General features: G+C 61.9%; 21 protein-coding genes and 1 other RNA gene. 12 read left to right on the top strand and 10 right to left on the bottom strand.

Annotated features, from left to right (window positions below):
• Positions 1-151 precede the first annotated feature (151 nt).
• Complete coding sequence (locus G9X68_RS08930) at positions 152-691, top strand: SH3 domain-containing protein (RefSeq protein ID WP_011649962.1); 540 nt, start codon at positions 152-154, stop codon at positions 689-691.
• Here G9X68_RS08930 and G9X68_RS08935 read toward each other — a convergent pair.
• The gene (locus G9X68_RS08935) at positions 684-1,676 is read right to left on the bottom strand and encodes an adenosine kinase (protein ID WP_171602060.1); all 993 of its coding nucleotides are present in this window, start codon (positions 1,674-1,676) and stop codon (positions 684-686) included. The two genes, G9X68_RS08930 and G9X68_RS08935, sit on opposite strands and share 8 nt — an antisense overlap.
• A 486-nt stretch (positions 1,677-2,162) precedes the next feature.
• On the opposite strand from G9X68_RS08935, the gene G9X68_RS08940 reads away from it, so the two are divergent.
• Complete coding sequence (locus tag G9X68_RS08940; protein ID WP_171602061.1) at positions 2,163-3,110, top strand: AEC family transporter; 948 nt, start codon at positions 2,163-2,165, stop codon at positions 3,108-3,110.
• A gap of 86 nt (positions 3,111-3,196) precedes the next feature.
• Here G9X68_RS08940 and G9X68_RS08945 read toward each other — a convergent pair whose 3' ends face one another.
• The gene (locus tag G9X68_RS08945; RefSeq protein WP_171602186.1) at positions 3,197-3,760 is read right to left on the bottom strand and encodes a c-type cytochrome; all 564 of its coding nucleotides are present in this window, start codon (positions 3,758-3,760) and stop codon (positions 3,197-3,199) included.
• Between the two features lie 154 nt (positions 3,761-3,914).
• Between G9X68_RS08945 and G9X68_RS08950 the strand changes: the two genes are divergently transcribed.
• Together G9X68_RS08950 and G9X68_RS08955 are read left to right on the top strand one after the other, a co-directional pair.
• Positions 3,915-4,670: a 3-deoxy-manno-octulosonate cytidylyltransferase gene (locus G9X68_RS08950; RefSeq protein WP_171602062.1), complete on the top strand. Its 756-nt coding sequence runs from the start codon at positions 3,915-3,917 to the stop codon at positions 4,668-4,670.
• Between the two features lie 10 nt (positions 4,671-4,680).
• Positions 4,681-5,535, top strand: a complete 855-nt coding sequence (locus tag G9X68_RS08955; protein ID WP_171602063.1) for a prephenate dehydratase — start codon at positions 4,681-4,683, stop codon at positions 5,533-5,535.
• A gap of 256 nt (positions 5,536-5,791) precedes the next feature.
• Here the strand turns inward: G9X68_RS08955 and G9X68_RS08960 are convergent, their stop codons facing one another.
• The 5 genes from G9X68_RS08960 to G9X68_RS08980 form a co-directional block, all read right to left on the bottom strand.
• Positions 5,792-6,160, bottom strand: coding sequence for a VOC family protein (locus tag G9X68_RS08960; RefSeq protein WP_003555800.1), 369 nt, complete (start codon positions 6,158-6,160; stop codon positions 5,792-5,794).
• Between the two features lie 190 nt (positions 6,161-6,350).
• A complete protein-coding gene (locus G9X68_RS08965) occupies positions 6,351-6,611 on the bottom strand; it encodes a hypothetical protein (protein ID WP_171602064.1) in 261 nt (86 codons plus the stop codon).
• A 70-nt stretch (positions 6,612-6,681) separates the two neighbouring features.
• Complete coding sequence (locus G9X68_RS08970) at positions 6,682-7,377, bottom strand: helix-turn-helix transcriptional regulator (RefSeq protein ID WP_168268189.1); 696 nt, start codon at positions 7,375-7,377, stop codon at positions 6,682-6,684.
• A 4-nt stretch (positions 7,378-7,381) separates the two neighbouring features.
• Positions 7,382-8,341: an NAD(+) diphosphatase gene (gene nudC / locus G9X68_RS08975; protein ID WP_171602065.1), complete on the bottom strand. Its 960-nt coding sequence runs from the start codon at positions 8,339-8,341 to the stop codon at positions 7,382-7,384.
• Positions 8,338-8,748, bottom strand: a complete 411-nt coding sequence (locus G9X68_RS08980; RefSeq protein ID WP_168312083.1) for an HIT domain-containing protein — start codon at positions 8,746-8,748, stop codon at positions 8,338-8,340. Before G9X68_RS08980 ends, nudC begins: the two co-directional genes overlap by 4 nt.
• An 89-nt stretch (positions 8,749-8,837) precedes the next feature.
• On the opposite strand from G9X68_RS08980, the gene ffs reads away from it, so the two are divergent.
• From ffs to G9X68_RS08995, 3 genes are all read left to right on the top strand, one after another.
• Positions 8,838-8,934: signal recognition particle sRNA small type (gene ffs / locus G9X68_RS08985), an RNA gene on the top strand.
• Between the two features lie 45 nt (positions 8,935-8,979).
• Entirely contained in the window at positions 8,980-10,857 is a 1,878-nt protein-coding gene (locus G9X68_RS08990) for a DNA polymerase III subunit gamma/tau (RefSeq protein ID WP_168317274.1), read from the top strand.
• Positions 10,858-10,879: 22 nt separating this feature from the next.
• Complete coding sequence (locus G9X68_RS08995; protein ID WP_003555794.1) at positions 10,880-11,203, top strand: YbaB/EbfC family nucleoid-associated protein; 324 nt, start codon at positions 10,880-10,882, stop codon at positions 11,201-11,203.
• Between the two features lie 134 nt (positions 11,204-11,337).
• Here G9X68_RS08995 and G9X68_RS09000 read toward each other — a convergent pair whose 3' ends face one another.
• Positions 11,338-11,967, bottom strand: a complete 630-nt coding sequence (locus G9X68_RS09000) for an MOSC domain-containing protein (protein WP_171602066.1) — start codon at positions 11,965-11,967, stop codon at positions 11,338-11,340.
• Between the two features lie 57 nt (positions 11,968-12,024).
• Between G9X68_RS09000 and recR the strand changes: the two genes are divergently transcribed.
• Both recR and G9X68_RS09010 read left to right on the top strand, forming a co-directional pair.
• A complete protein-coding gene (gene recR, locus G9X68_RS09005; protein WP_171602067.1) occupies positions 12,025-12,630 on the top strand; it encodes a recombination mediator RecR in 606 nt (201 codons plus the stop codon).
• Positions 12,631-12,641: 11 nt separating this feature from the next.
• On the top strand, positions 12,642-13,901 hold the full coding sequence (locus G9X68_RS09010) for a lytic murein transglycosylase (protein WP_171602068.1): 1,260 nt from the start codon (positions 12,642-12,644) through the stop codon (positions 13,899-13,901).
• A 6-nt stretch (positions 13,902-13,907) separates the two neighbouring features.
• On the opposite strand, the gene G9X68_RS09015 is transcribed toward G9X68_RS09010, so the two are convergent.
• Positions 13,908-14,363 (bottom strand): GNAT family N-acetyltransferase, encoded by a 456-nt coding sequence (locus G9X68_RS09015; RefSeq protein WP_171602069.1) that lies wholly within the window; start codon positions 14,361-14,363, stop codon positions 13,908-13,910.
• A gap of 9 nt (positions 14,364-14,372) precedes the next feature.
• On the bottom strand, positions 14,373-16,052 hold the full coding sequence (locus G9X68_RS09020; protein ID WP_171602070.1) for an MFS transporter: 1,680 nt from the start codon (positions 16,050-16,052) through the stop codon (positions 14,373-14,375).
• 197 nt (positions 16,053-16,249) lie between these two features.
• Between G9X68_RS09020 and rimP the strand changes: the two genes are divergently transcribed.
• The 3 genes from rimP to G9X68_RS09035 are packed head-to-tail and all read left to right on the top strand — an operon-like array spanning position 16,250 to position 19,206.
• Complete coding sequence (gene rimP, locus G9X68_RS09025; protein WP_003544329.1) at positions 16,250-16,855, top strand: ribosome maturation factor RimP; 606 nt, start codon at positions 16,250-16,252, stop codon at positions 16,853-16,855.
• Between the two features lie 60 nt (positions 16,856-16,915).
• Positions 16,916-18,517 carry a transcription termination factor NusA gene (gene nusA / locus G9X68_RS09030; protein WP_171602071.1) on the top strand — a complete coding sequence of 534 codons (1,602 nt, stop codon included), beginning with the start codon at positions 16,916-16,918 and terminating at the stop codon, positions 18,515-18,517.
• Positions 18,514-19,206 (top strand): RNA-binding protein, encoded by a 693-nt coding sequence (locus tag G9X68_RS09035; RefSeq protein WP_171376589.1) that lies wholly within the window; start codon positions 18,514-18,516, stop codon positions 19,204-19,206. The genes nusA and G9X68_RS09035 overlap by 4 nt, the downstream gene beginning before the upstream one ends.
• Positions 19,207-19,294: the final 88 nt, after the last annotated feature.

The raw sequence follows: 19,294 nt of genomic DNA on the forward strand, positions 1-19,294 counted from the left end.
CCAAGAGGGGTGATAATTTTCCCATTCCGGGCATTTTCTACCAGACCCGCACGCGAAGACAAACAAAACTCGTGGTGCAGCCGGGGAATGTCAGAGCCCGGACCGCGAGCAGGCCGGGCCTGCCCGCGAATTCGAGCAAACGGAAACTTCCATGCGCAGCAAAGTCCTAAAGTCCTGCCTCGCCCTTGCCATCGCTCTGGCTGCATCCATGGGAAGCGTCGAGTTCGCCCATGCGCAGGCGGCCAAGGGGCCAAGCGGACTGCCATTGCCGCGTTTCGTCACGCTGAAGTCCAAGCGCGTCAACCTGCGCATCGGTCCGGGAACGGATTACGCCGTGTCGTGGATGTACCTGAAATCCGGCCTGCCGGTGGAGATCATCCAGGAATACGACAATTGGCGCCGCATCCGCGATGCCGACGGCACCGAAGGCTGGGTCAACCAGTCGCTGCTGTCAGGCCAGCGCGCGGCGATCGCCGCCCCGTGGATGAAGACCAAAGGCAAGGGCATCTATGTCAACCTGCGCCGCGAAGCGCAGCCCTCCGCCTCGATCGTCGCCAAGCTCGAACCCGGCGTGATGCTGACGATCGGCGAATGCAACGGCGACTGGTGCCGCGCCGAATCCGACGGCGCCTCGGGCTGGGTGGCGCAGTCGGAGATCTGGGGCGCCTATCCCGGCGAAGCCTTCAAATAAGCCCTGCCCGTTTGGCGGCCTCGGAAAGCGAGGTCATCGGGCGCGGGCCGATCTGCTGAATGACGATGCCGGCAGCCAGGCAACCGAGCTTGCCGCAATCCTCCAGAGAACGTCCCTGCGTGTAGCCATAGAGGAAGCCGGAGGCGAACAGATCGCCGGCGCCCGTCGTGTCCACAACTTCCTTGATCCGGATCGCATCGACGTAAAAACGCTCACGGCCCTTCAGGATGACGGCACCATTCTCGCTCATCGTCACGGCGGCGATCTTGCAATCGGCGGCGATCCTGTTCAGCGCCTCCTCGAAATCGTCGGTCTCGTAGAGCGACAAGGCTTCCTGGCGATTGGCGAAGACGATATCGACCTTGCCGGAGCGCATCAGATCGAGGAACTCGCCGCGATAGCGGTCGACGCAGAAGCTGTCGGACAGCGTCATCGACATTTCGCGGCCGTTTTCATGGGCGATGCGGGCACAATCGAGGATCGCTTCCTTGGCGCGCGGCGGATCCCAGAGATAACCTTCGAAATAGGTAACCTTGGCGTCGGCCACGACGTCGGTCTCGACGTCTTCCGGGCCGAGCTCGACGCAAGCGCCGAGATAGGTGTTCATCGAACGCTCGCCGTCCTCGGTGACGAAGATCATCGAACGCGCCGTCGGCGGGAAGGTGCCCTTCGGCCGGGTCTGGTAGTGGACGCCCTGAGCGCGGATGTCGTGGGTGAAGATGTCACCGAGTTGATCCTGGGCGACATTGCCGAAATAGGCGGCCTTGCCCCCGAGGTTGGCAACGCCCGCCGCCGTGTTGCCGGCGCTGCCGCCGGAAGCTTCGAGCGCCGGTCCCATGCGCGAATACAAGAGTTCGGCGCGTTCGGCATCGATAAGGTTCATCGCCGCCTTGGTGATCTGGTTGTCAATGAGGAACTGGTCGTCGCAACGGGCAATGATATCCACGATTGCGTTGCCGACTGTCAGAACATCGAATCTTGTCATGAAATGGGGGGTCCCGGAGTTTGTGATAGCCGGGGTTTGGTCTTAGCGAAATTTCCGCGGTTTGGAAGGATAAATGGTGGATGGTCTCTCTATTTCTTCGCAAAAGTGCCGCCTATTCGTCATGTCCCTGTCATTTTCAATATCTAGAAATACTCGCAAGAAGACCGGCATGAGCAGCTTTCAGTTGCAGTCGGGCGCACGAGGGATGATCCCTTCGATCTTACCGGCGCGATGTTGACCACGGATGAACTGGCAGCTTCGTGATCCGGATATCCGGCAAGGCCGGAGCGGAAAAGCGGGCTGTGCCCGCTTTTTTTGCTTTCGGATGCCCGGGCTGCTGGATCGGGCGGCGATGGGCTTTTCAATCCAAGCCGTTTGCTGCTACTGCATAATTCCTTAATTCTAAGTACTACAGCGTCCCTTGCGCCTCGCGAAAAGACGCGGCGCTGTAGAGGTCGTATACTCCCCCGCAGAGCAGCCTCCCGCATGTCAGCCATCATTTTCGACGTCCTTCCCATCTTCATCCTGATTCTCATCGGCTGGGTGATCGTTCGCAGCGGATTGATGGCGTCGAATGTCGGCGAAGCGCTCAGCGAATTCGTCTTCAAGATCGCCGTGCCGCTTCTGCTCTTCCGCACCATCGCCGAGGCGGATTTTCATGGCGCCTCGCCCTTCCGGCTCTGGATCGTCTATTTTTCCGGGGTCGCCATCACCTGGACGGCCGGCCATATCGCCGCCACACGCCTCTTTAACCGCGACGAACGGATCGGCGTGCTGGCCGGCGTGTCCTCGGCCTTCGCCAACAATATCTTCATCGGCCTGCCGCTCGTCGAACGGACCGTCGGCGACGAAGGGCTGGTGGCGCTGTCGATCCTGCTTGCCGTGCATCTGCCCGTGATGATGGTCGCCGGCACGGTGCTGATGGAGCATGCCGAGCGCAAGATCGCCGGCAAAAGTGATCGCAGCATGCTGCTCGTGCTCCGCCAGATCGCAGTCAATCTCGTACGCAACCCGCTGGTGATCGGCCTTGCGGCCGGCATGGCCATGCACCTTTCCGGTCTCACCATGCCGACAACGCTGGCAACGGTCGTCGGGCAGATCGCCGGCATTGCCGGCCCGGCGGCGCTGATATCGCTCGGCATGGCGCTGGAGAGATACGGCGTCTCAGGCAATCTCGGCATCGCCAGCGTCACCTCGGCGTGCAAGCTGCTGTTGCTGCCCGGCTGCGTGTGGGCGGCGAGCCGTCTCCTCGGTCTCAGCCCCGAATGGACGGCAGCGATCGTGCTGACCTCCTCCGTCCCAACAGGCGTCAACGCCTGGCTGATCGCCAATCGCTTCGGCGTCGGTCACAGCCTCGCCGCCTCGACGATCACCGTGACGACGGCGCTCGGCGCCATCACGGTTTCGCTCTGGGCCTATTTCCTCGGCGCCTGAGGTCTTTGCTTTACGCATGTTGTTACCTCACAACGAAAAAGCCCGGCTTGCGGGCCGGGCTTCAACGTCCTGCGATGTCTGCCGTGCTACTGCGTCGCGGCGTTCGGATCCGGCAGCGGCACCGGCGAATCGGCGAGCGTGTGCAGGTAGAGGATAACGTTGGCGCGGTCCTGATCCTTCGCCAGACCGGCGAAACCCATTGCGGTGCCCGGAATGTCCTTCTTTGGCGCCAGCAGGAACTTGTTGAGGTTTTCGAAGGTCCACTTCTCGCTGCCGCCCTTGGAGAAATCCTTCATGGCAGCGGAATAGGCAAAGCCTTCATGCGAGGCGATCGGGCGATCAACGGCACCAAAGAGGTTGGGACCGACCTTGTTCGGCCCCCCTTTGGTGGCGTCATGACAGGCCTGACACTTCTTGAAGACCGTCTCGCCGGCCTTGGCATCTGCAGAAGCGAGCAATTGCGCAATCGGAACGGCAACGGCAGGCGCAGCCTCGCCGCCAGCAGCGGACGCCTCTTCGGCAACGATCGCGAAACCTTCCTTTTCCGGTGCTTCGGAATGGAAGATTCCTTCGGACGCGATAGAGACCGACATCAGAACGAAAATCGTTCCGAGCAGCGCCCCGACGGCCGTATTGACGTATGAATTCATCTGCAATGCTCCCCTTGCAGCCGGCAGATCATAAACCGGACCATCTTGAAATCGCGCGGAACCTATGTCTTTTGGCTGTTCGTTGCAACTGTCTAAATGGTCTTGCGCATGAGACTTTTTGACACTTTCCAGCCCGGAATAGAAGGCCTGAACAATGAGTGATTCAAATTTAGATGGCGTGCTGGTGCTGATCCCGGCGCGCATGGCCTCCACCCGCCTTCCGGGCAAGCCGCTGGCCGATATTTGCGGCCTGCCGATGATCGTGCAGGTGGCGATGCGCGCCAGGGAAGCAGCCATCGGCCGCGTCGTCGTCGCCGTCGACGACGCCCAAGTGTTCGATGCCGTGGCCGCTGCCGGCTTCGAGGTCGTCATGACCAGCACGGATCATCAATCGGGTTCCGATCGGATCTTTGAGGCGCTGACGAAAGTCGATCCGGACGGAAAGGCGAAAATCATCGTCAACGTCCAGGGCGATCTGCCGACGATCGATCCAGAAACAGTGCGCGCGGCCTTGCGCCCGCTCGAAAACGAGGCGGTCGATATCGGGACGCTGACGACCGAAATCGACAATGAGGAGGACAAGACCGCGCCGCACATCGTCAAGATCGTCGGCTCGCCGATTTCCGCCGCCCGGCTGCACGCGCTCTACTTCACGCGGGCAACCGCCCCTTACGGCCAGGGGCCGCTCTACCATCATATCGGCCTTTATGCCTATCGGCGCGCGGCGCTCGAACGGTTCGTCTCGCTCGGCCCCTCAACGCTCGAAAGGCGCGAATCGCTGGAGCAGCTGCGGGCGCTGGAAGCCGGCATGCGCATCGACGCCGAGATCGTTGACACGGTTCCGCTCGGTGTCGATACTCCCGCCGACCTCGAAAAAGCGCGGCGCATCCTCTCCGCAAAGTCGAACTGACGGAACCATCATGAACATCAAGACCAACAGGATCGCCTTTCAGGGCGAATTCGGCGCCAATTCCGACATGGCCAGCCGCGACATGTTTCCGACCATGGAGCCGCTGCCCTGCCAGACCTTCGAGGATGCGTTCACGGCGGTCGACAACGGCGATGCCGATATTGGGATGATCCCGATCGAGAACACGATCGCCGGGCGCGTCGCCGATATCCACCATCTGCTGCCGGAGTCGCGACTGCACATCATCGGCGAATATTTCATGCCGATCCGCTTCCAGCTGATGGTGCTGCCCGGTGTTACCAAGGACGAGATCCGCACGGTGCACAGCCATATCCACGCGCTCGGCCAGTGCCGCAAGATCGTTCGCGCCAATGGCTGGAAGCCGGTGATCGCCGGCGATACGGCAGGGGCGGCGAAACTCGTGCAGGAAACCGGCGACCGCTCGATGGCCGCCTTGGCGCCACGTCTTGCCGCCGATCTCTACGGGCTCGAGATCATCGCCGAAAATGTCGAGGATACGGAAAACAACGTCACCCGCTTCGTCGTCCTGTCCCGCGACGAGGAATGGGCGCAGCGGAATTCGGCGGAAGAAAAGGTCGTCACCACCTTCGTCTTCAACGTCCGCAACATTCCGGCCGCGCTCTACAAAGCGCTCGGCGGTTTTGCCACCAACAACATCAACATGACGAAGCTGGAAAGCTACCAGCTCGGCGGAAAATTCGTGGCGACGCAGTTTTACGCCGATATCGAAGGCCATCCGAACGATCCGAACGTGCGCCGGGCGTTGGAGGAATTGCGGTTCTTTTCCGAGAAAGTCCGCATCCTCGGCGTCTATAGAGGCCATCCTATGCGTGGGCTGCTTTAGGCAGCCGGTGGGATAAGGCGTGCCGCGGCCGCCCCCCTCTGCCCTGCCGGGCATCTCCCCCACAGGTGGGGAGATCACAAGTGGCTTTGAACTTCCTGCTTCTCTACCGTTTTGCCGTGCTGGACGCTCATTGTTTGGGGAAGCCGGTGCGCCCAGCCGATCTCCCCACCTGTGGGGGAGATGCCCGGCAGGGCAGAGGGGGGCTTACATGGCACGACACCATTGCAAGACACTCCTGCAATCAGAGTGCCGAAATTCATTTATCCGGCTCACAGACACGGAGCCGGTGCCCATCCGGATCGAGCACGACGAAGGTCGGGCCGAAATCCAGTTCGGTCAGTTCCTGGGCGATCGGCAGACCGCGCTGGCGCCAGTCCTCATAGTGCCTGGCGACGGCATTTTCTCCTTCGACCATGAACGCCACTTCGCCGCGATTGCCGATGGCGGAGGGCTGCGGCTCGACCTTGCTGCGCCGCCAGAGACCGAGCGTGAAACCGCCCTCAAGCGGAAAAGCGACGAAATTCGGCGCTTCCACGGCCGGTTCGCGGTTCAGCAGATTCCGGTAGAAGCTGGCGCTTTCACCCGGGTCCTTGACGTAAAGAATGATGAGATTGGGGCTGGTCATTTCGGTTCTCCCGTTGTTTAAGAATGGCGCCGCGAGAGATCGTCTGCTGACAAATCATGGCAGCAGACGATCGACGGCGTTGCGATCGCAACGCCCGTTCTCGTCGAGTAGAATGTTGATAAGGATGGGCGACCTAAAGCGGTCGCGCATCTCGTTGTCGCAAAACCGCTGCGCTTTTGCGCGATATGCTTTAGAGCGGGAAACGGTCCTCGCAGTGCGGGTCGCGTCCGTCGATGAAGCCGAGGTCGCGCTTCAGATAATCCGGTGTCGCTTCAAGGTCGAGGCTGGTGCGATCTCCCCTGCGAAAGCGGAAAACGCTCATGACCACTTGCAGCAGGCCGGAGCGCGCCGACTGGCGGACATCGGCAAAAGTCTCGGCCGAAATGACATCGGCAAAAGACTCGGCTGCAAAACGGTCGTAGGTGAAATGAATGGCTGGAGGCGTTACCATGATCAGTACTCCTTCCTGGTGAACTGTACTGATAATAACTCCATCTGCTGACAGTTTATGGCAGCAGCGTTCAGTTCTCCATCGGTACGTCCTGCGTCTCGCGCCATTCCTTGAGGAGCACCGTGCGGCGGCGCGGATAACGCACCTCGTGCAAAGCCATGTCGATGATACGGTCGGTGCGGAAATGGCGGAAATCCTGGCGCAGTTCGCACCAGGCCATGAGGACGCGCACATGCTCGTAATAGCCGAGCCCGAAAGGCCAGACGCGGCGGCGCGAGATACGGCCCTGCTCGTCGCCATAATGCAATTCGAGGATCCGCTCCAGGCGGATCGCCCTGCGGATGGCCGAAACGTCAGCCTTGTCCTCGTCCCTGCGTTTGGGACCGACGAAAAGCGCTGCCGAATCGATCATCTCGCGCATATCGGCCGGCAGCACGGCGGCAATCTTGGCCAAGGCGTCGGCACCGGCGCCGGCAAGGCGCGGCTCGGCGGCGCGAGCCACCCAGCGCGAGCCGAGGACCAATGCCTCCAGCTCTTCTTCGGAAAACATCATCGGCGGCAGCATGAAGCCGGGCTTCAGCACATAACCGATGCCGGCTTCGCCTTCGATCATCGCGCCCTGGGCCTGCAGGCTGGCAATATCGCGATAGAGCGTGCGCAGACTGACCCCGGTCTCTTGTGCCAGCACCGTGCCGGTCACCGGCCGCCGGTAACGCCGGAGCGTCTGGAGCAGCGTCAGCAGCCGTTCCGAGCGGGCGATCGGCATGGCGCTACCGCTTCCACTCCACCCAGTCGCGCATCAGGCGGTGGGCGATCGCCCCTTTCGGCGGCGAAGCCCTGCCTGTCGCGCTCGGGCGTTCCAGCATCTCGATCGTTTCCTCGCGGGTGAACCAGCGGCAATCTTCCAGCTCGGTCTCGTCGCGGCTGATTTCGGTGGATTTCGCCTCGGCGTAACAGCCGATCATCAGGGAATGCGGCATCGGCCAGGGCTGCGAGGCGTGGTATCGGATACGGCCGGTGCGGATGCCCGATTCCTCCAGCGTTTCGCGGCGCACGGCGTTCTCGATCGTCTCGCCGGGTTCGAGGAAGCCGGCAAGACAGGAATACATGCCGGGCGCGAAATGCGGGCTGCGGCCGAGCAGGCAGAGGTCGCGCTGCTCGTCAACCGTCAGCATGATGACGACGGGGTCGGTGCGGGGAAAGATCATGTGCTCGCAGGCGGTGCAAACACGTTTGTAGCCGCCGATATGGATTTCCATCGCCGAGCCGCAGCGGCCGCAGAAGCGGTTGTCGCCATTCCAGCGGATGAGGCTTGCGGCCTGGGCGAATTCGCCGAGCAAAACCTCGTCGATCAGCATTTCGCGAAACAGCGTGCGGCCGTCGGCAGGCTTGTAGTGGCTGGTGAGGTCGTCGACGTCGATGCTGACGGGAACGGCAAGGCGCGGCTCGCCGGTCTTGCGGTAGCCGAGCAGCACCGTCTCGTCCCAATCCGGCTGCAATTCCTGCAGCTCGTAGCGGGCAAAGAGCGGATCGAGCACCTGGCCGTCATGCTTCAGCACCAGCTTACCTCCCGCGAAGGCGAAGATATGGGTGCCTTCCTTGGCCAGCGCCTTTTCGACGGATTGTTCGTCGCGATGCTCGGAATCGCGGTTGAGGTCGTTGGCGGCAAAGGCCGTGAGATTGCTGGGTTCCGGATGCGGCACATCCGAATCGAAAAGCGAATGACTCATGATGAAAGGGCTTCCCGCAGCTTCGCTGTAAATTCGTCTCTCTTTCCGTCTTCGTAGGGCTGCGCGCGCCCGAAGCCCCAGACGGGACCCGGCCAGTTGGCATCGCCTTCGAAGCGGGCAATGACATGAACATGAAGCTGGCGGACGATGTTGCCAAGAGCCCCGACATTGATTTTTGTCGCGCCGGTGATCTTCTTCAGCGCCTTGGCGACCAGCTCCGTCTCGAAGGCAAGCAGCACCTGGTCGAGCGGCGTCAGTTCGAAGATTTCGGTTATATCAGCCCGGCGCGGCACAAGAATGAGCCAAGGCCAGCGGGCGTCCTTCGACAATCTCAGATCGCAGAGGCCGGTGACCATGATGCTGACGCTGTCATTTTCCAGCCTGGGGTCGAGCACGAAACCGTTCAAAGGGCATTCCTCCTGTCTTTTCCAATGACTAGCAGTTTTTTTGCATGTTGGCTTGCTTTTGATGACGATATTGCCGATATGTGCATTCGGGAGGTTGGTGGTGGACGAGCCACTCGCCAACCGGGTCAGGTCCGGAAGGAAGCAGCCCTAACGAGCCCGGCACGGGTCATCGTGCCAGCCTCCCACCTTCTCTCCACGAAGTGCCCGACAGTCCGGGCGACAAGCAGGGCGATGAGCGACACCGAGCGACAATCAAAAGATGCCGCCTCGACGGGCACCGGATACCGAGTGCTGGCTCGCAAATACCGCCCCAAGGATTTCACGGACCTGATGGTCGGCCAGGAGCCGATGGTCCGGACCCTCACCAACGCCTTCGAAACCGGCCGCATCGCGCAAGCCTACATGCTGACGGGTGTGCGCGGTGTGGGCAAGACGACGACGGCGCGCATCCTGGCGCGGGCGCTGAACTACAAGACATCGGAGATCGACAAGCCGACGATCGACCTTCGCACGCCGGGCGAACACTGCCAGGCGATCATGGAAGGCCGGCATGTCGACGTGATCGAGATGGATGCCGCTTCGCATACCGGGATCGACGATATCCGCGAGATCATCGAGCAGGTGCGCTACCGGCCGGTTGCGGCGCGCTACAAGGTCTATATCATCGACGAAGTGCACATGCTGTCGACGCAGGCCTTCAACGGCCTGTTGAAGACGCTGGAAGAGCCGCCGGAGCATGTGAAGTTCATCTTCGCTACCACCGAAATCCGCAAGGTGCCGATCACCGTGCTGTCGCGCTGCCAGCGCTTCGACCTGCGCCGCATCAGTGCGTCGGATCTCGTCGGGCTGTTTACGACGATCGCGGCCAAGGAGGGCATCGAGGCGGAAGCGGACGCGCTGGCGATGATCGCGCGTGCGGCCGAAGGCTCGGCGCGTGACGGCCTGTCGCTGCTCGACCAGGCGATCGCTCATGGCGCAGGCGTCGTGCAGGCGGAAGCCGTGCGCGGCATGCTCGGCCTTGCCGACCGCGCCCGGATCGTCGATCTCTTCCAGCATATCGTCAAAGGCGATGTGGCCTCAGCCCTCGGCGAGTTCCAGAACCAGTACGAAGCCGGCGCCAATCCTGTGGTGGTGCTGACCGACCTTGCCGATTTCACCCATCTGGTGACGCGCCTGAAATATGTGCCGGATGCGGCAAACGATCCTTCGCTCAGCGAGGTCGAACGCACCAAGGCGGCGGAATTTGCCAAGGGCGTTGCAGTGACGACGCTGTCGCGGATCTGGCAGATGCTGCTCAAAGGCATTCCGGAGACAGAAGGCTCGTCGCGGACGGCAGGGGCAGCCGAGATGGTGCTGATCCGGCTTGCGCATGCCGCGCATCTGCCGGCGCCCGAGGATGCGGCGCGGCGGCTTGCCGAATTTTCGGGCGACAATGCCGGCCCCCGGCCCGCGGTTCCGCCGTCCGGCAATGGCGGCGGCAACGGGACACGGGTTTCCTATCAGAACAGTGTCGCGGCGCGCGCCGCGGAAACCGCACCGAGCCAGCCGCCGCCTTCGGCGCCGGTGGCGATGTTGCGTGCCGTGCCGAGCAGCCAGCCAGAGACGATGGCTGTCGGGCGGATCGAACCAAAACCGGCGGAAGCCCTGAAGCCGCTCGTCCCGGTCAATTCGGTCAATGATATCGTCAACCTCGCCACCGAGAAACGCGATCCGAAGCTGAAGGCGATGGTGCGCACCTTCCTGCGCCCCGTCCGGATCGAAGCCGGCCGGCTCGACGTCAGCCTGGCTCCCGGTGCACCGACGACGCTGCTCAACGAGCTTGCCGTCAAGCTGAAGGAATGGACCGGCATCCATTGGATCGTCAGCCTCAGTCGCGACGAGGGCCAGCCGACGCAGGTGGAAGCGGAGGCCAGGACCCGGGAACAGCATGTGATCGACGCGCGCCAGGATCCTGACGTGGCGGCAATCCTTGCGCATTTCCCCGGTGCTAAGATCATCGACGTGCGCGTGCGGGCGCCCGAAGCGGAGGAGGAGGGCGAGGCGACGCCACCGGCCGCCGCCGAATCCGAGGAAGGTGACATCCTGCCGGGCGACGACATAGAATTCTAAAGTTTCAACAAGGAGCGAGACGATGCGCGACATCATGGGCATGATGGGCAAAGTCAAGGAAATGCAGGCCAAGATGGAGCAGATGCAAGCGGAGATCGCCGAGCTCACGGCCGAAGGCAAGGCGGGCGGCGGGCTCGTCGCCGTCGTCATATCGGGCAAGGGCGAGCTGAAGAGCCTGAAGATCGATCCGTCGCTGTTCAAGGAAGACGATGTCGAGATCCTCGAGGATCTGATCGTCGCCGCTCACAAGGACGCCAAGGACAAGGCCGAGGCGCTGGCCGCCGAGAAGACCAAGGCGCTGACGGCCGGCCTGCCGATCCCGCCCGGCTTCAAACTGCCGTTCTGAGGCGGCCCACATATCAAGGTGTAATGTGTGATCTAGAGCAATTCCAGGAAGAGTGCGAAGCGGTTTTCCGTCCGGAATTGCGTGAAAACAAAAGGTTAGAGCGGTTCTGCGTTTCCATGAAAAGCTGAACCGCTCTAGTATGCTTCGTCGGCTTGGGATTCCAGCATGGTCCGAAGCTTGTAGTGAATTGGGGCCGCGAGATATCGCGCCCGATCTGCGCCTTGAAGCCTTCGGCCGAAGGTCTCCATTAGCTCGGGCATCGCAATCTTGTCGCCCGAAAAAGGCGTGTATTCCATCGGCATCCCGGGCTCGACCACGCCGCCCCGGATGACGCGGCAATAGATGCCGGGACGGGCGGCGGCGGTGTAACGCTTGACGAATTTCGGATCGGCCATCCTGGCGGCGAAGGTGGCGCAGGGCATACGGCATGCTGTGACCTCGAGGATGAGATCGCCAGCGGCGAAGCGGTCGCCGACGGCGACGTCGCGATTGTCCAGATCTGATATCACCATGTTCTCGCCGAAAGTACCGGCCTCGTAGGGTCGGCCCAGCTCCTGCGCCCACCAGTCGAGCGTCAGCGATCCCTCGACATAGACCGCCTGATCGACGCCTCCATGGTGTTTACGGTTGCAGATCGCATCGCCGACAAGACCTTCGGCGTCGATCATCACAGCGCCGTTGACGGCGTGCTTGAAGATGCCGGTCTTGTAGCTCTTGCCCGGCAGTCTTTCCGAATTGCCGGTGCACAAGGCCAGGATTTTCATGGGATGACCGATCCTTCCGCGATTCCGTTTTCGTTCCATATCAGTTAAGAACGGCGCATGGCAAAACGAGTCACCGGACCCGAAATCGAAAAACTCATCCAGCTTCTGGCGAAGGTGCCGGGCCTCGGGCCGCGATCGGCGCGCCGGGCGGCACTGCATCTGATCAAGAAGAAGGACCAGCTGCTTGGCCCGCTGTCGAATGCAATGGGCGAGGCCTATGACAAGGTGAAGATCTGCTCGCGCTGCGGCAATGTCGATACGGTCGATCCCTGCATCGTCTGCACCGACACGCAACGCGATCAATCCGTCATCATCGTCGTCGAGGACGTATCGGATCTCTGGGCGCTGGAGCGGGCAGGCGCGATGAACGCCGCCTATCACGTGCTCGGCGGCACGCTGTCGCCGCTCGACGGGGTCGGTCCTGACGATCTCAACATTCGCGGCCTGATCGACCGGATCGGCGAAGGTGGCATCCGGGAACTGATCATCGCGGTCAATGCCACGGTCGAGGGACAGACGACGGCGCATTACATCACCGACCAGTTGCAGGGGCTCGACGTGAAGATCACGCGGCTGGCGCATGGCGTGCCGGTTGGCGGCGAGCTCGACTATCTCGACGAGGGCACGCTTGCGGCGGCCCTTCGGGCGCGGACGGTGATATGAGGGGATTATATATGCCGAAAGATGGTCCACGGCGGCTCCGGATATTCGCACTCGCTATAACCGCCGCTCTCCTCCCCCTGCCCTCATACGCAGCCCCATCGAAAGCCGATGTCGAAGCGCAGTTCGAGATCTGGGTGCAGAGCGACCTCTGGCCGGAAGCGAAGGCAAACGGCATTTCGGAGAAGGTCTTTCAAGCCGCTTTCTCCGGCATCACGCTGAACTGGAACTTGCCCGATCTCGCCCCGCCCGGTTTCCCGCCGCCGAAGGAGCAGAAGCAGACGCAGGCCGAATTTTCCTCGCCCGCTCCCTATTTCAACGAGGACCAGCTGAAGAAACTTGCCGCAACGGGACGCGGCTTTGCCGCCCAATATGGCTCGACGCTGAAGCGGATCGAAAAGACCTATGGTGTGCCAGGCTCGATCGTGCTGGCCATCTGGGGCCGGGAGACGGGCTTCGGTGCGGCGAAGATCCCGAATTCGGCGATCGAGGTGCTCGCGACCAAGGCCTTCATGTCGACGCGCAAGGAGATGTTCCGCACCGAGCTGGTGGCCGCACTCCATATTCTCGACGGCGGCGACGTCACACCTGCCAACTTCAAGGGTTCGTGGGCGGGCGCTCTCGGCCAACCGCAGTTCATGCCGACCAGCTATCTGAAATATGCCGTGGATTTCGATGGCGACGGTCACCGCAATATCTGGACCTCGGTGCCCGATACGCTCGCCTCGATCGCCAATTACCTGGTCAAGAAAGGCTGGCAGCGCAACCGCGACTGGGGCTTCGAGGTGTCGATACCGGAGGCCGTCTCCTGCGCGCAGGAGGGACCCGATCTGGCAAAGCCGCTGTCGCACTGGGCCTCGCTCGGCATCGACCGCATCTCCGGCAAGGGCTTTCCCTCCGGCGAGATGAAGGCTGAGGGCATGATCCTGGTTCCGGCTGGCCGCGACGGGCCGGAATTCATCGTCACCCCGAATTTCTACATCATCAAGGAATATAATAATTCCGACCTCTACGCGCTCTATATCGGCAATCTTGCCGACCGGATCGCCAATAATGGCGGCGCCTTCCAGGGCAGATGGGGCGATGTCGGCAAGATGCTGCGCTCGGATGTCGCCGCCATGCAGAAGGCGCTGGAACGGCAGGGCTATGATGTCGGCGGTTCCGACGGCCTGCCGGGCTACAAAACCCGGCGTTCGATCGGCCAGTGGCAGGCAAAGAACGGCATGAAGCCGACATGTTTTCCCGAGGCTGCGATGAAGGGCAAGCTGAAGTAATCGGCTTTAGAGAGTGCGTTTCAGCCCTTCATGGCTGGCAACGAAACCGAGCCTCTCATAGAAGCGGATCGCATCCCCTCGCGCCTTGTCCGATGTCAGCTGCACCAAGCCGCAGCCGCGCTCGGCGCACTGAGCAATCGCCCATTCGATGAATTGCGCGCCGAGGCCCGAGCCGCGAAGATCCCTTGCCACACGCACGCTTTCGATCTGGCCGCGCCACATGCCCGTCCTCGAGAGGCCGGGAAGAAAGCTCAGTTGCAGACAGCCGACGACCTGGTCGGCCGCGTCGGTCGCGACAGCCAATAGCTGGTTGGCATCTGCCTCGATCGCGGCGAAGGCCGAGAGATAACGTGCATCGACGGGATCGGAGACGATTTCTCTGGCGCCGCCGAGATCGTCATCGCCAAGAAGCCGGACGATGGCGGCAAGATCGGATAGCCGGGCGAGCCTGAAATTATGCATTGACTGTTCTCAATGATGCAGATCGATCGGCACTTTGTGGAAGACATCGTCGCCTGGCGCAATGGCCTGGCGCTCGATCATGCGGTGAACATGAGGCGGGCCTTCGCCTCGATGGAGCGCGCGCAGCCTGTCGATATTTTCGGCATCGGCCTGCGTGCGCCGCTGGTTGTGTCTTATATATTCGACCCAGGTCGGCGTATGATAGGTCTCCGTCCACAGCCCGGGATTTTCAAGATCGCGCATCAGCGCCCAATTGCGGGCGCCGTCGCGGATGCGAATGCGGCGGCGCTCGCCCATCAGCGCCATGAATTCCGCAAGGTCGTCGTCGGCAATCTCGTAATCGACTTGGATGACGATCGGGCCGCTGCGCGGCGTGATGTCGAGACTGAGGGCGGGTTCGATGAAGCGATTCAGCGGATCGAGGTTGAGCGAGGCGAAGGCCGGCATGGAAAACCGCAGGCCGATGGCGATGCCGAGCAGCATGACGACGGATGACATCAGCAGCGCATCGGCAACGCCGTAGCGATCGGCCGCGACGCCCCACAGCCAGCTGCCGCCGGCGATGCCGCCGAAGGTGACGGTCTGATAAAGCGATAGCGCCCGGCCTACCACCCAGCGCGGCGTCGAAAGCTGGACGATGGTGTTGAACAGCGATAGTGCAGAGACCCAGCAGGCGCCGGAAACGAGCAGCCCGGCGGAGGTCAAGACGGCGCTCGGGCTCACGGCTGCGATGACCGCGCTCAATGCGAAGCCGGCAAAGGAGAGGCGGATGATCATCTCGCTGGAAAGCACCTGGCGAAGCCTCGCATTCAGCACCGCACCGCCAATCGCGCCGATGCCGAAGGCGCCGAGCATGAAACCATAGGTCAGCGGGCCGCCGGCAACGAGATCGAGGGCGACGACCGGCAGCAGCGCCAGGATCGAACTGGCGCCGATGCCGAAGAGCAGCCCCCTGACGAGGACCTTTTCGAGATTGGGCGACATCGAGACATAGCGCAATCCGGCAAAGATGGCGCTGCCGAGCGCCTCCCGCGGCAGGGTCGAGACGGGGGCGGCTGGCCGCCAGCGCAGCAGGGCATAGATCAGGGCGACATAACTCAGCGTATTCACCGCGAAGGCCGCGGCCGCGCCGGCAGCGGCGACGATGACGCCGCCGATCGCCGGGCCGACGCTGCGGGTGATGTTGAAACCCATGCTGTTCAGCGTGACCGCTGCCGGCAGATCGGCACGTGGCACCATGTCGCCGACCGAGGCCTGCCAGGAGGGATTGTTGAGCGCGGTGCCGCAGCCGATCAGGAAGGTGAAGAAGAGCAGCAGCCAGGGTGTGATCCAGCCGAGAAGGGCCGAGGCCGTCAGCAGTGCCGAGACGGTGAGCATCATGCACTGCGCCGTCAGCATGACCCGGCGGCGGTCATAATTGTCGGCCAGCGCACCCGATATCAGCGAAAACAGCATGATCGGCAGCGCCGTCGAGGTCTGCACCAGCGCCACCATGTCCTCCGAGGCGGTGATCGTCGTCATCATCCAGGCAGCACCCACCGCCTGGATCAGGCCGCCGAAATTCGAAGAAAGGCTCGCGAACCAGATGGTGCGGTAGGTATCGTGCCGCAAAGGCGCCAATGTCGACGAAGTGTAGGCCACGATTTCTCCCGCTTTTGTTATTGCGCGCCAACGGCAATATATGCGCAAGACCGGCGCTGGCCATAGGCTGTTCACCTCGCCGGAAGCGAATTGGCCGAATCGGTCGCAGACCTTGCAATTTCGGAAAAACCCGACTATATGCCTCTCAAATTCTTGATCGCTTGATGAAGAGTGGGCCGCAAGGACCCGCTCTTTTTTATTAGCGCGATCGCCGAAAAAGCATGAAATTGCGAGGAGCGCACCGCTTGTCGGATCTGACAAACGCAGACAATGAACGTGAGCCGCGGCTGATTACCGAAACCGGACTCGACCAGCGTCTTGCCGATATCATCGAACCCGTTCTCGTCGACCTGGGCTTCCGGCTTATCCGCGTCCGCATGATGAACCAGAACGGCGCGACGATGCAGGTCATGGCCGAACGCAACGACGGCACGATGACGGTTCAGGATTGCGAAGAAGTCTCGATGGCGATTTCTCCCGTCCTCGATGTGGAAGATCCGGTCGATAAAGAGTATCATCTGGAAGTGTCTTCGCCCGGCATCGACCGTCCGATGGTGCGGAAATCCGATTTCGTCCGCTGGCAGGGCCACCTTGTGAAATGCGAGACGTCGATCTTGATCGACAATCGCAAGCGCTTCCGCGGCAAGATCGTCGAAGCAGGCACAGATGGTTTCACGCTTGAGCGTGACCAGATCGCCTATGGGGAAGAGCAGAAGGTCACCATTCCCTTCACGGCGCTTAGCGATGCGAAGCTCATTCTGACCGACGACCTGATCCGCGACGCGTTGCGCGCCGACAAGCTGGCGAAAGCCCAGGCCGCCAACCAGAACGAAGCGGACGACGAAGAATAACCGATCAACAGACCGCTCCAGGGACGGGAACCCGGCGAGTAAAGACGGAGAAACAAGACAATGGCAGTCAGTGCGAACCGGCTCGAACTTCTGCAGATCGCAGATGCAGTGGCGCGCGAAAAAGTCATCGACCGCGAGATCGTGCTGGCCGCAATGGCCGATGCCATCCAGAAGGCGGCACGCTCCCGTTACGGCACCGAGTCCAACATCCGTGCCGACATCAATCCGAAGACCGGCGAAATCCGCCTGCAGCGCCTGCTCGAAGTCGTCGAGAAGGCCGAGGATTATTCGACGCAGATCCCGCTGGAGCTGGCCCGCGACCGCAACCCGGACGCCGCACTCGGCGATTTCATCGCCGATCCGCTGCCGCCGATGGATTTCGGCCGCATCGCCGCACAGTCGGCCAAGCAGGTGATCGTCCAGAAAGTGCGTGAAGCCGAGCGCGACCGCCAGTTCGACGAATTCAAGGATCGCACCGGCGAAATCGTCAACGGCACCGTCAAGCGCGTCGAATACGGCAACGTCATCGTCGATCTCGGCCGTGGCGAAGGCATCATCCGCCGCGACGAAATGATCCCGCGCGAAAACGTCCGCTATGGCGATCGCGTCCGTGCCTACGTCTATGATGTCCGCCGCGAGCAGCGCGGCCCGCAGATCTTCCTGTCGCGCACGCATCCGCAGTTCATGGTGAAGCTCTTCACCATGGAAGTGCCGGAGATCTACGACGGCATCATCCAGGTGAAGTCGGTCGCCCGCGACCCGGGTTCGCGCGCCAAGATCGCGGTGATCTCGAACGACAGCTCGATCGATCCGGTCGGCGCCTGCGTCGGTATGCGCGGCTCACGCGTTCAGGCTGTCGTCGGCGAGCTCCAGGGCGAAAAGATCGACATCATCCCGTGGAGCCAAGACCCGGCGACCTTCGTCGTCAACGCCCTGCAGCCGGCTGAGGTCGCCAAGGTCGTTCTCGACGAGGATGCCGAGCGTATCGAAGTCGTCGTTCCCGACGAGCAGCTGTCGCTTGCGATTGGCCGCCGCGGCCAGAACGTCCGCCTCGCCTCGCAGCTGACCGGCTGGGATATCGACATCATGACGGAGGCCGAGGAATCGGAACGCCGCCAGAAGGAATTCAACGAGCGCACCAACCTGTTCATGGATTCGCTCGATGTCGACGAGATGGTCGGCCAGGTTCTGGCTTCGGAAGGTTTTGCCGCGGTTGAAGAACTGGCTTATGTCGATCTCGACGAAATTTCTTCGATCGACGGTTTCGACGAAGAGACGGCGCAGGAAATCCAGCAGCGCGCCCGCGAATTCCTCGAGCGTCTCGAAGCCGAGATGGACGAGAAGCGCAAGGCCCTCGGTGTTGAGGACGAACTGCGTGAAATCAACGGCATGACCGCCCAGATGATGGTGGCGCTCGGCGAAGACGGCATCAAGACGATCGAGGACTTTGCCGGCTGCGCTGCCGACGATCTCGTCGGTTGGACGGAGCGCAAGAACGGCGAAACGAAGAAGTTCGAGGGTCTGTTCTCGAAGTTCGACGTCTCGCGCGTCGAGGCCGAACAGATGATCGTCCAGGCCCGCCTTTCGGCTGGCTGGATCACCCAAGAGGACCTGGCGAAGGGGACCGAAGAAGAGGTCACCGAAGCCGAACAAGAAGCATGATGACCGCGCATGAACCGGACGCTCCTCTCGAGGACGACGATCTTGCAGGTTATGACGTGAACGGACGTATGTGCATCGTGACGCGCGAAAGCGGATCGCCGGAAGAGCTGATCCGCTTCGTCGCCGCTCCCGATGGAACAGTTGTCGCCGACCTGAAGCGCGAGCTTCCGGGACGCGGATGCTGGGTGAAGATCGACCGGTCGCTGGTCGACAGGGCGGTGGCGAAGAAGCTCTTCGCCCGCGCGTTGAAAATGGATGTGAAGGCGGCGGACGATCTCGGCGCGAGCGTCGATCGGCTGCTCGCGGCGCAATTGATGCAGATGATGAACATGGCGCGGAAAGCCGGCCAGTTCGTCAGCGGGTCCGCGAAAGTGGATGCCGCGGTCAGAAGCGGAGCAGCCCTTGCGGTGTTCCATGCGACTGGCGCAGCGGACGACGGCGTCCGGAAAATCGACCAGGCCCGCAAGGCCTGGCACCTCGGAATGGAGACCGAGGAGGAGATACCTTCCTTCCGTCTCTTCTCGGAGAGCGAAATGGAAGGCCTGATGGGCCAGAATGCTTTTATCCATGCCGCAGTGCTTGCAGGGCAGGCGGGTGAAGGTGTAGTGAAGCGCGCAAAGATGCTCGAACAGTACCGTATTGGCGGTCAGTCCCGGGCAGCGGGCGGCGCTGGCCGGCAAAAACAATGAGGCGGTCACCGGCATCGGCCGGTCCCATCCTCATTGATCGACAGTATTGAACGACAGGGTCTGATCTAGTCATCGCTCCCTGTCCGAA

Source organism: Rhizobium changzhiense (assembly GCF_013087625.1).
GTDB classification, from domain to species: domain Bacteria; phylum Pseudomonadota; class Alphaproteobacteria; order Rhizobiales; family Rhizobiaceae; genus Rhizobium; species Rhizobium sophorae.

What these genes read in the sequence shown, in the direction of transcription:
- G9X68_RS08990 (WP_168317274.1), top strand. Translation starts at nt 8,980, where the DNA reads ATGAGCGACACCGAGCGACAATCAAAAGATGCCGCCTCGACGGGCACC.
- G9X68_RS09000 (WP_171602066.1), bottom strand. Translation starts at nt 11,967, where the DNA reads ATGAAAATCCTGGCCTTGTGCACCGGCAATTCGGAAAGACTGCCGGGC.
- G9X68_RS08940 (WP_171602061.1), top strand. Translation starts at nt 2,163, where the DNA reads ATGTCAGCCATCATTTTCGACGTCCTTCCCATCTTCATCCTGATTCTC.
- G9X68_RS08955 (WP_171602063.1), top strand. Translation starts at nt 4,681, where the DNA reads ATGAACATCAAGACCAACAGGATCGCCTTTCAGGGCGAATTCGGCGCC.
- G9X68_RS08935 (WP_171602060.1), bottom strand. Translation starts at nt 1,676, where the DNA reads ATGACAAGATTCGATGTTCTGACAGTCGGCAACGCAATCGTGGATATC.
- G9X68_RS09035 (WP_171376589.1), top strand. Translation starts at nt 18,514, where the DNA reads ATGATGACCGCGCATGAACCGGACGCTCCTCTCGAGGACGACGATCTT.
- nudC (WP_171602065.1), bottom strand. Translation starts at nt 8,341, where the DNA reads ATGAGTCATTCGCTTTTCGATTCGGATGTGCCGCATCCGGAACCCAGC.
- G9X68_RS08950 (WP_171602062.1), top strand. Translation starts at nt 3,915, where the DNA reads ATGAGTGATTCAAATTTAGATGGCGTGCTGGTGCTGATCCCGGCGCGC.
- recR (WP_171602067.1), top strand. Translation starts at nt 12,025, where the DNA reads ATGGCAAAACGAGTCACCGGACCCGAAATCGAAAAACTCATCCAGCTT.
- G9X68_RS08930 (WP_011649962.1), top strand. Translation starts at nt 152, where the DNA reads ATGCGCAGCAAAGTCCTAAAGTCCTGCCTCGCCCTTGCCATCGCTCTG.
- G9X68_RS08995 (WP_003555794.1), top strand. Translation starts at nt 10,880, where the DNA reads ATGCGCGACATCATGGGCATGATGGGCAAAGTCAAGGAAATGCAGGCC.
- G9X68_RS08970 (WP_168268189.1), bottom strand. Translation starts at nt 7,377, where the DNA reads ATGCCGATCGCCCGCTCGGAACGGCTGCTGACGCTGCTCCAGACGCTC.
- G9X68_RS09010 (WP_171602068.1), top strand. Translation starts at nt 12,642, where the DNA reads ATGCCGAAAGATGGTCCACGGCGGCTCCGGATATTCGCACTCGCTATA.
- G9X68_RS08945 (WP_171602186.1), bottom strand. Translation starts at nt 3,760, where the DNA reads ATGAATTCATACGTCAATACGGCCGTCGGGGCGCTGCTCGGAACGATT.
- nusA (WP_171602071.1), top strand. Translation starts at nt 16,916, where the DNA reads ATGGCAGTCAGTGCGAACCGGCTCGAACTTCTGCAGATCGCAGATGCA.
- G9X68_RS09015 (WP_171602069.1), bottom strand. Translation starts at nt 14,363, where the DNA reads ATGCATAATTTCAGGCTCGCCCGGCTATCCGATCTTGCCGCCATCGTC.
- G9X68_RS08960 (WP_003555800.1), bottom strand. Translation starts at nt 6,160, where the DNA reads ATGACCAGCCCCAATCTCATCATTCTTTACGTCAAGGACCCGGGTGAA.
- G9X68_RS08965 (WP_171602064.1), bottom strand. Translation starts at nt 6,611, where the DNA reads ATGGTAACGCCTCCAGCCATTCATTTCACCTACGACCGTTTTGCAGCC.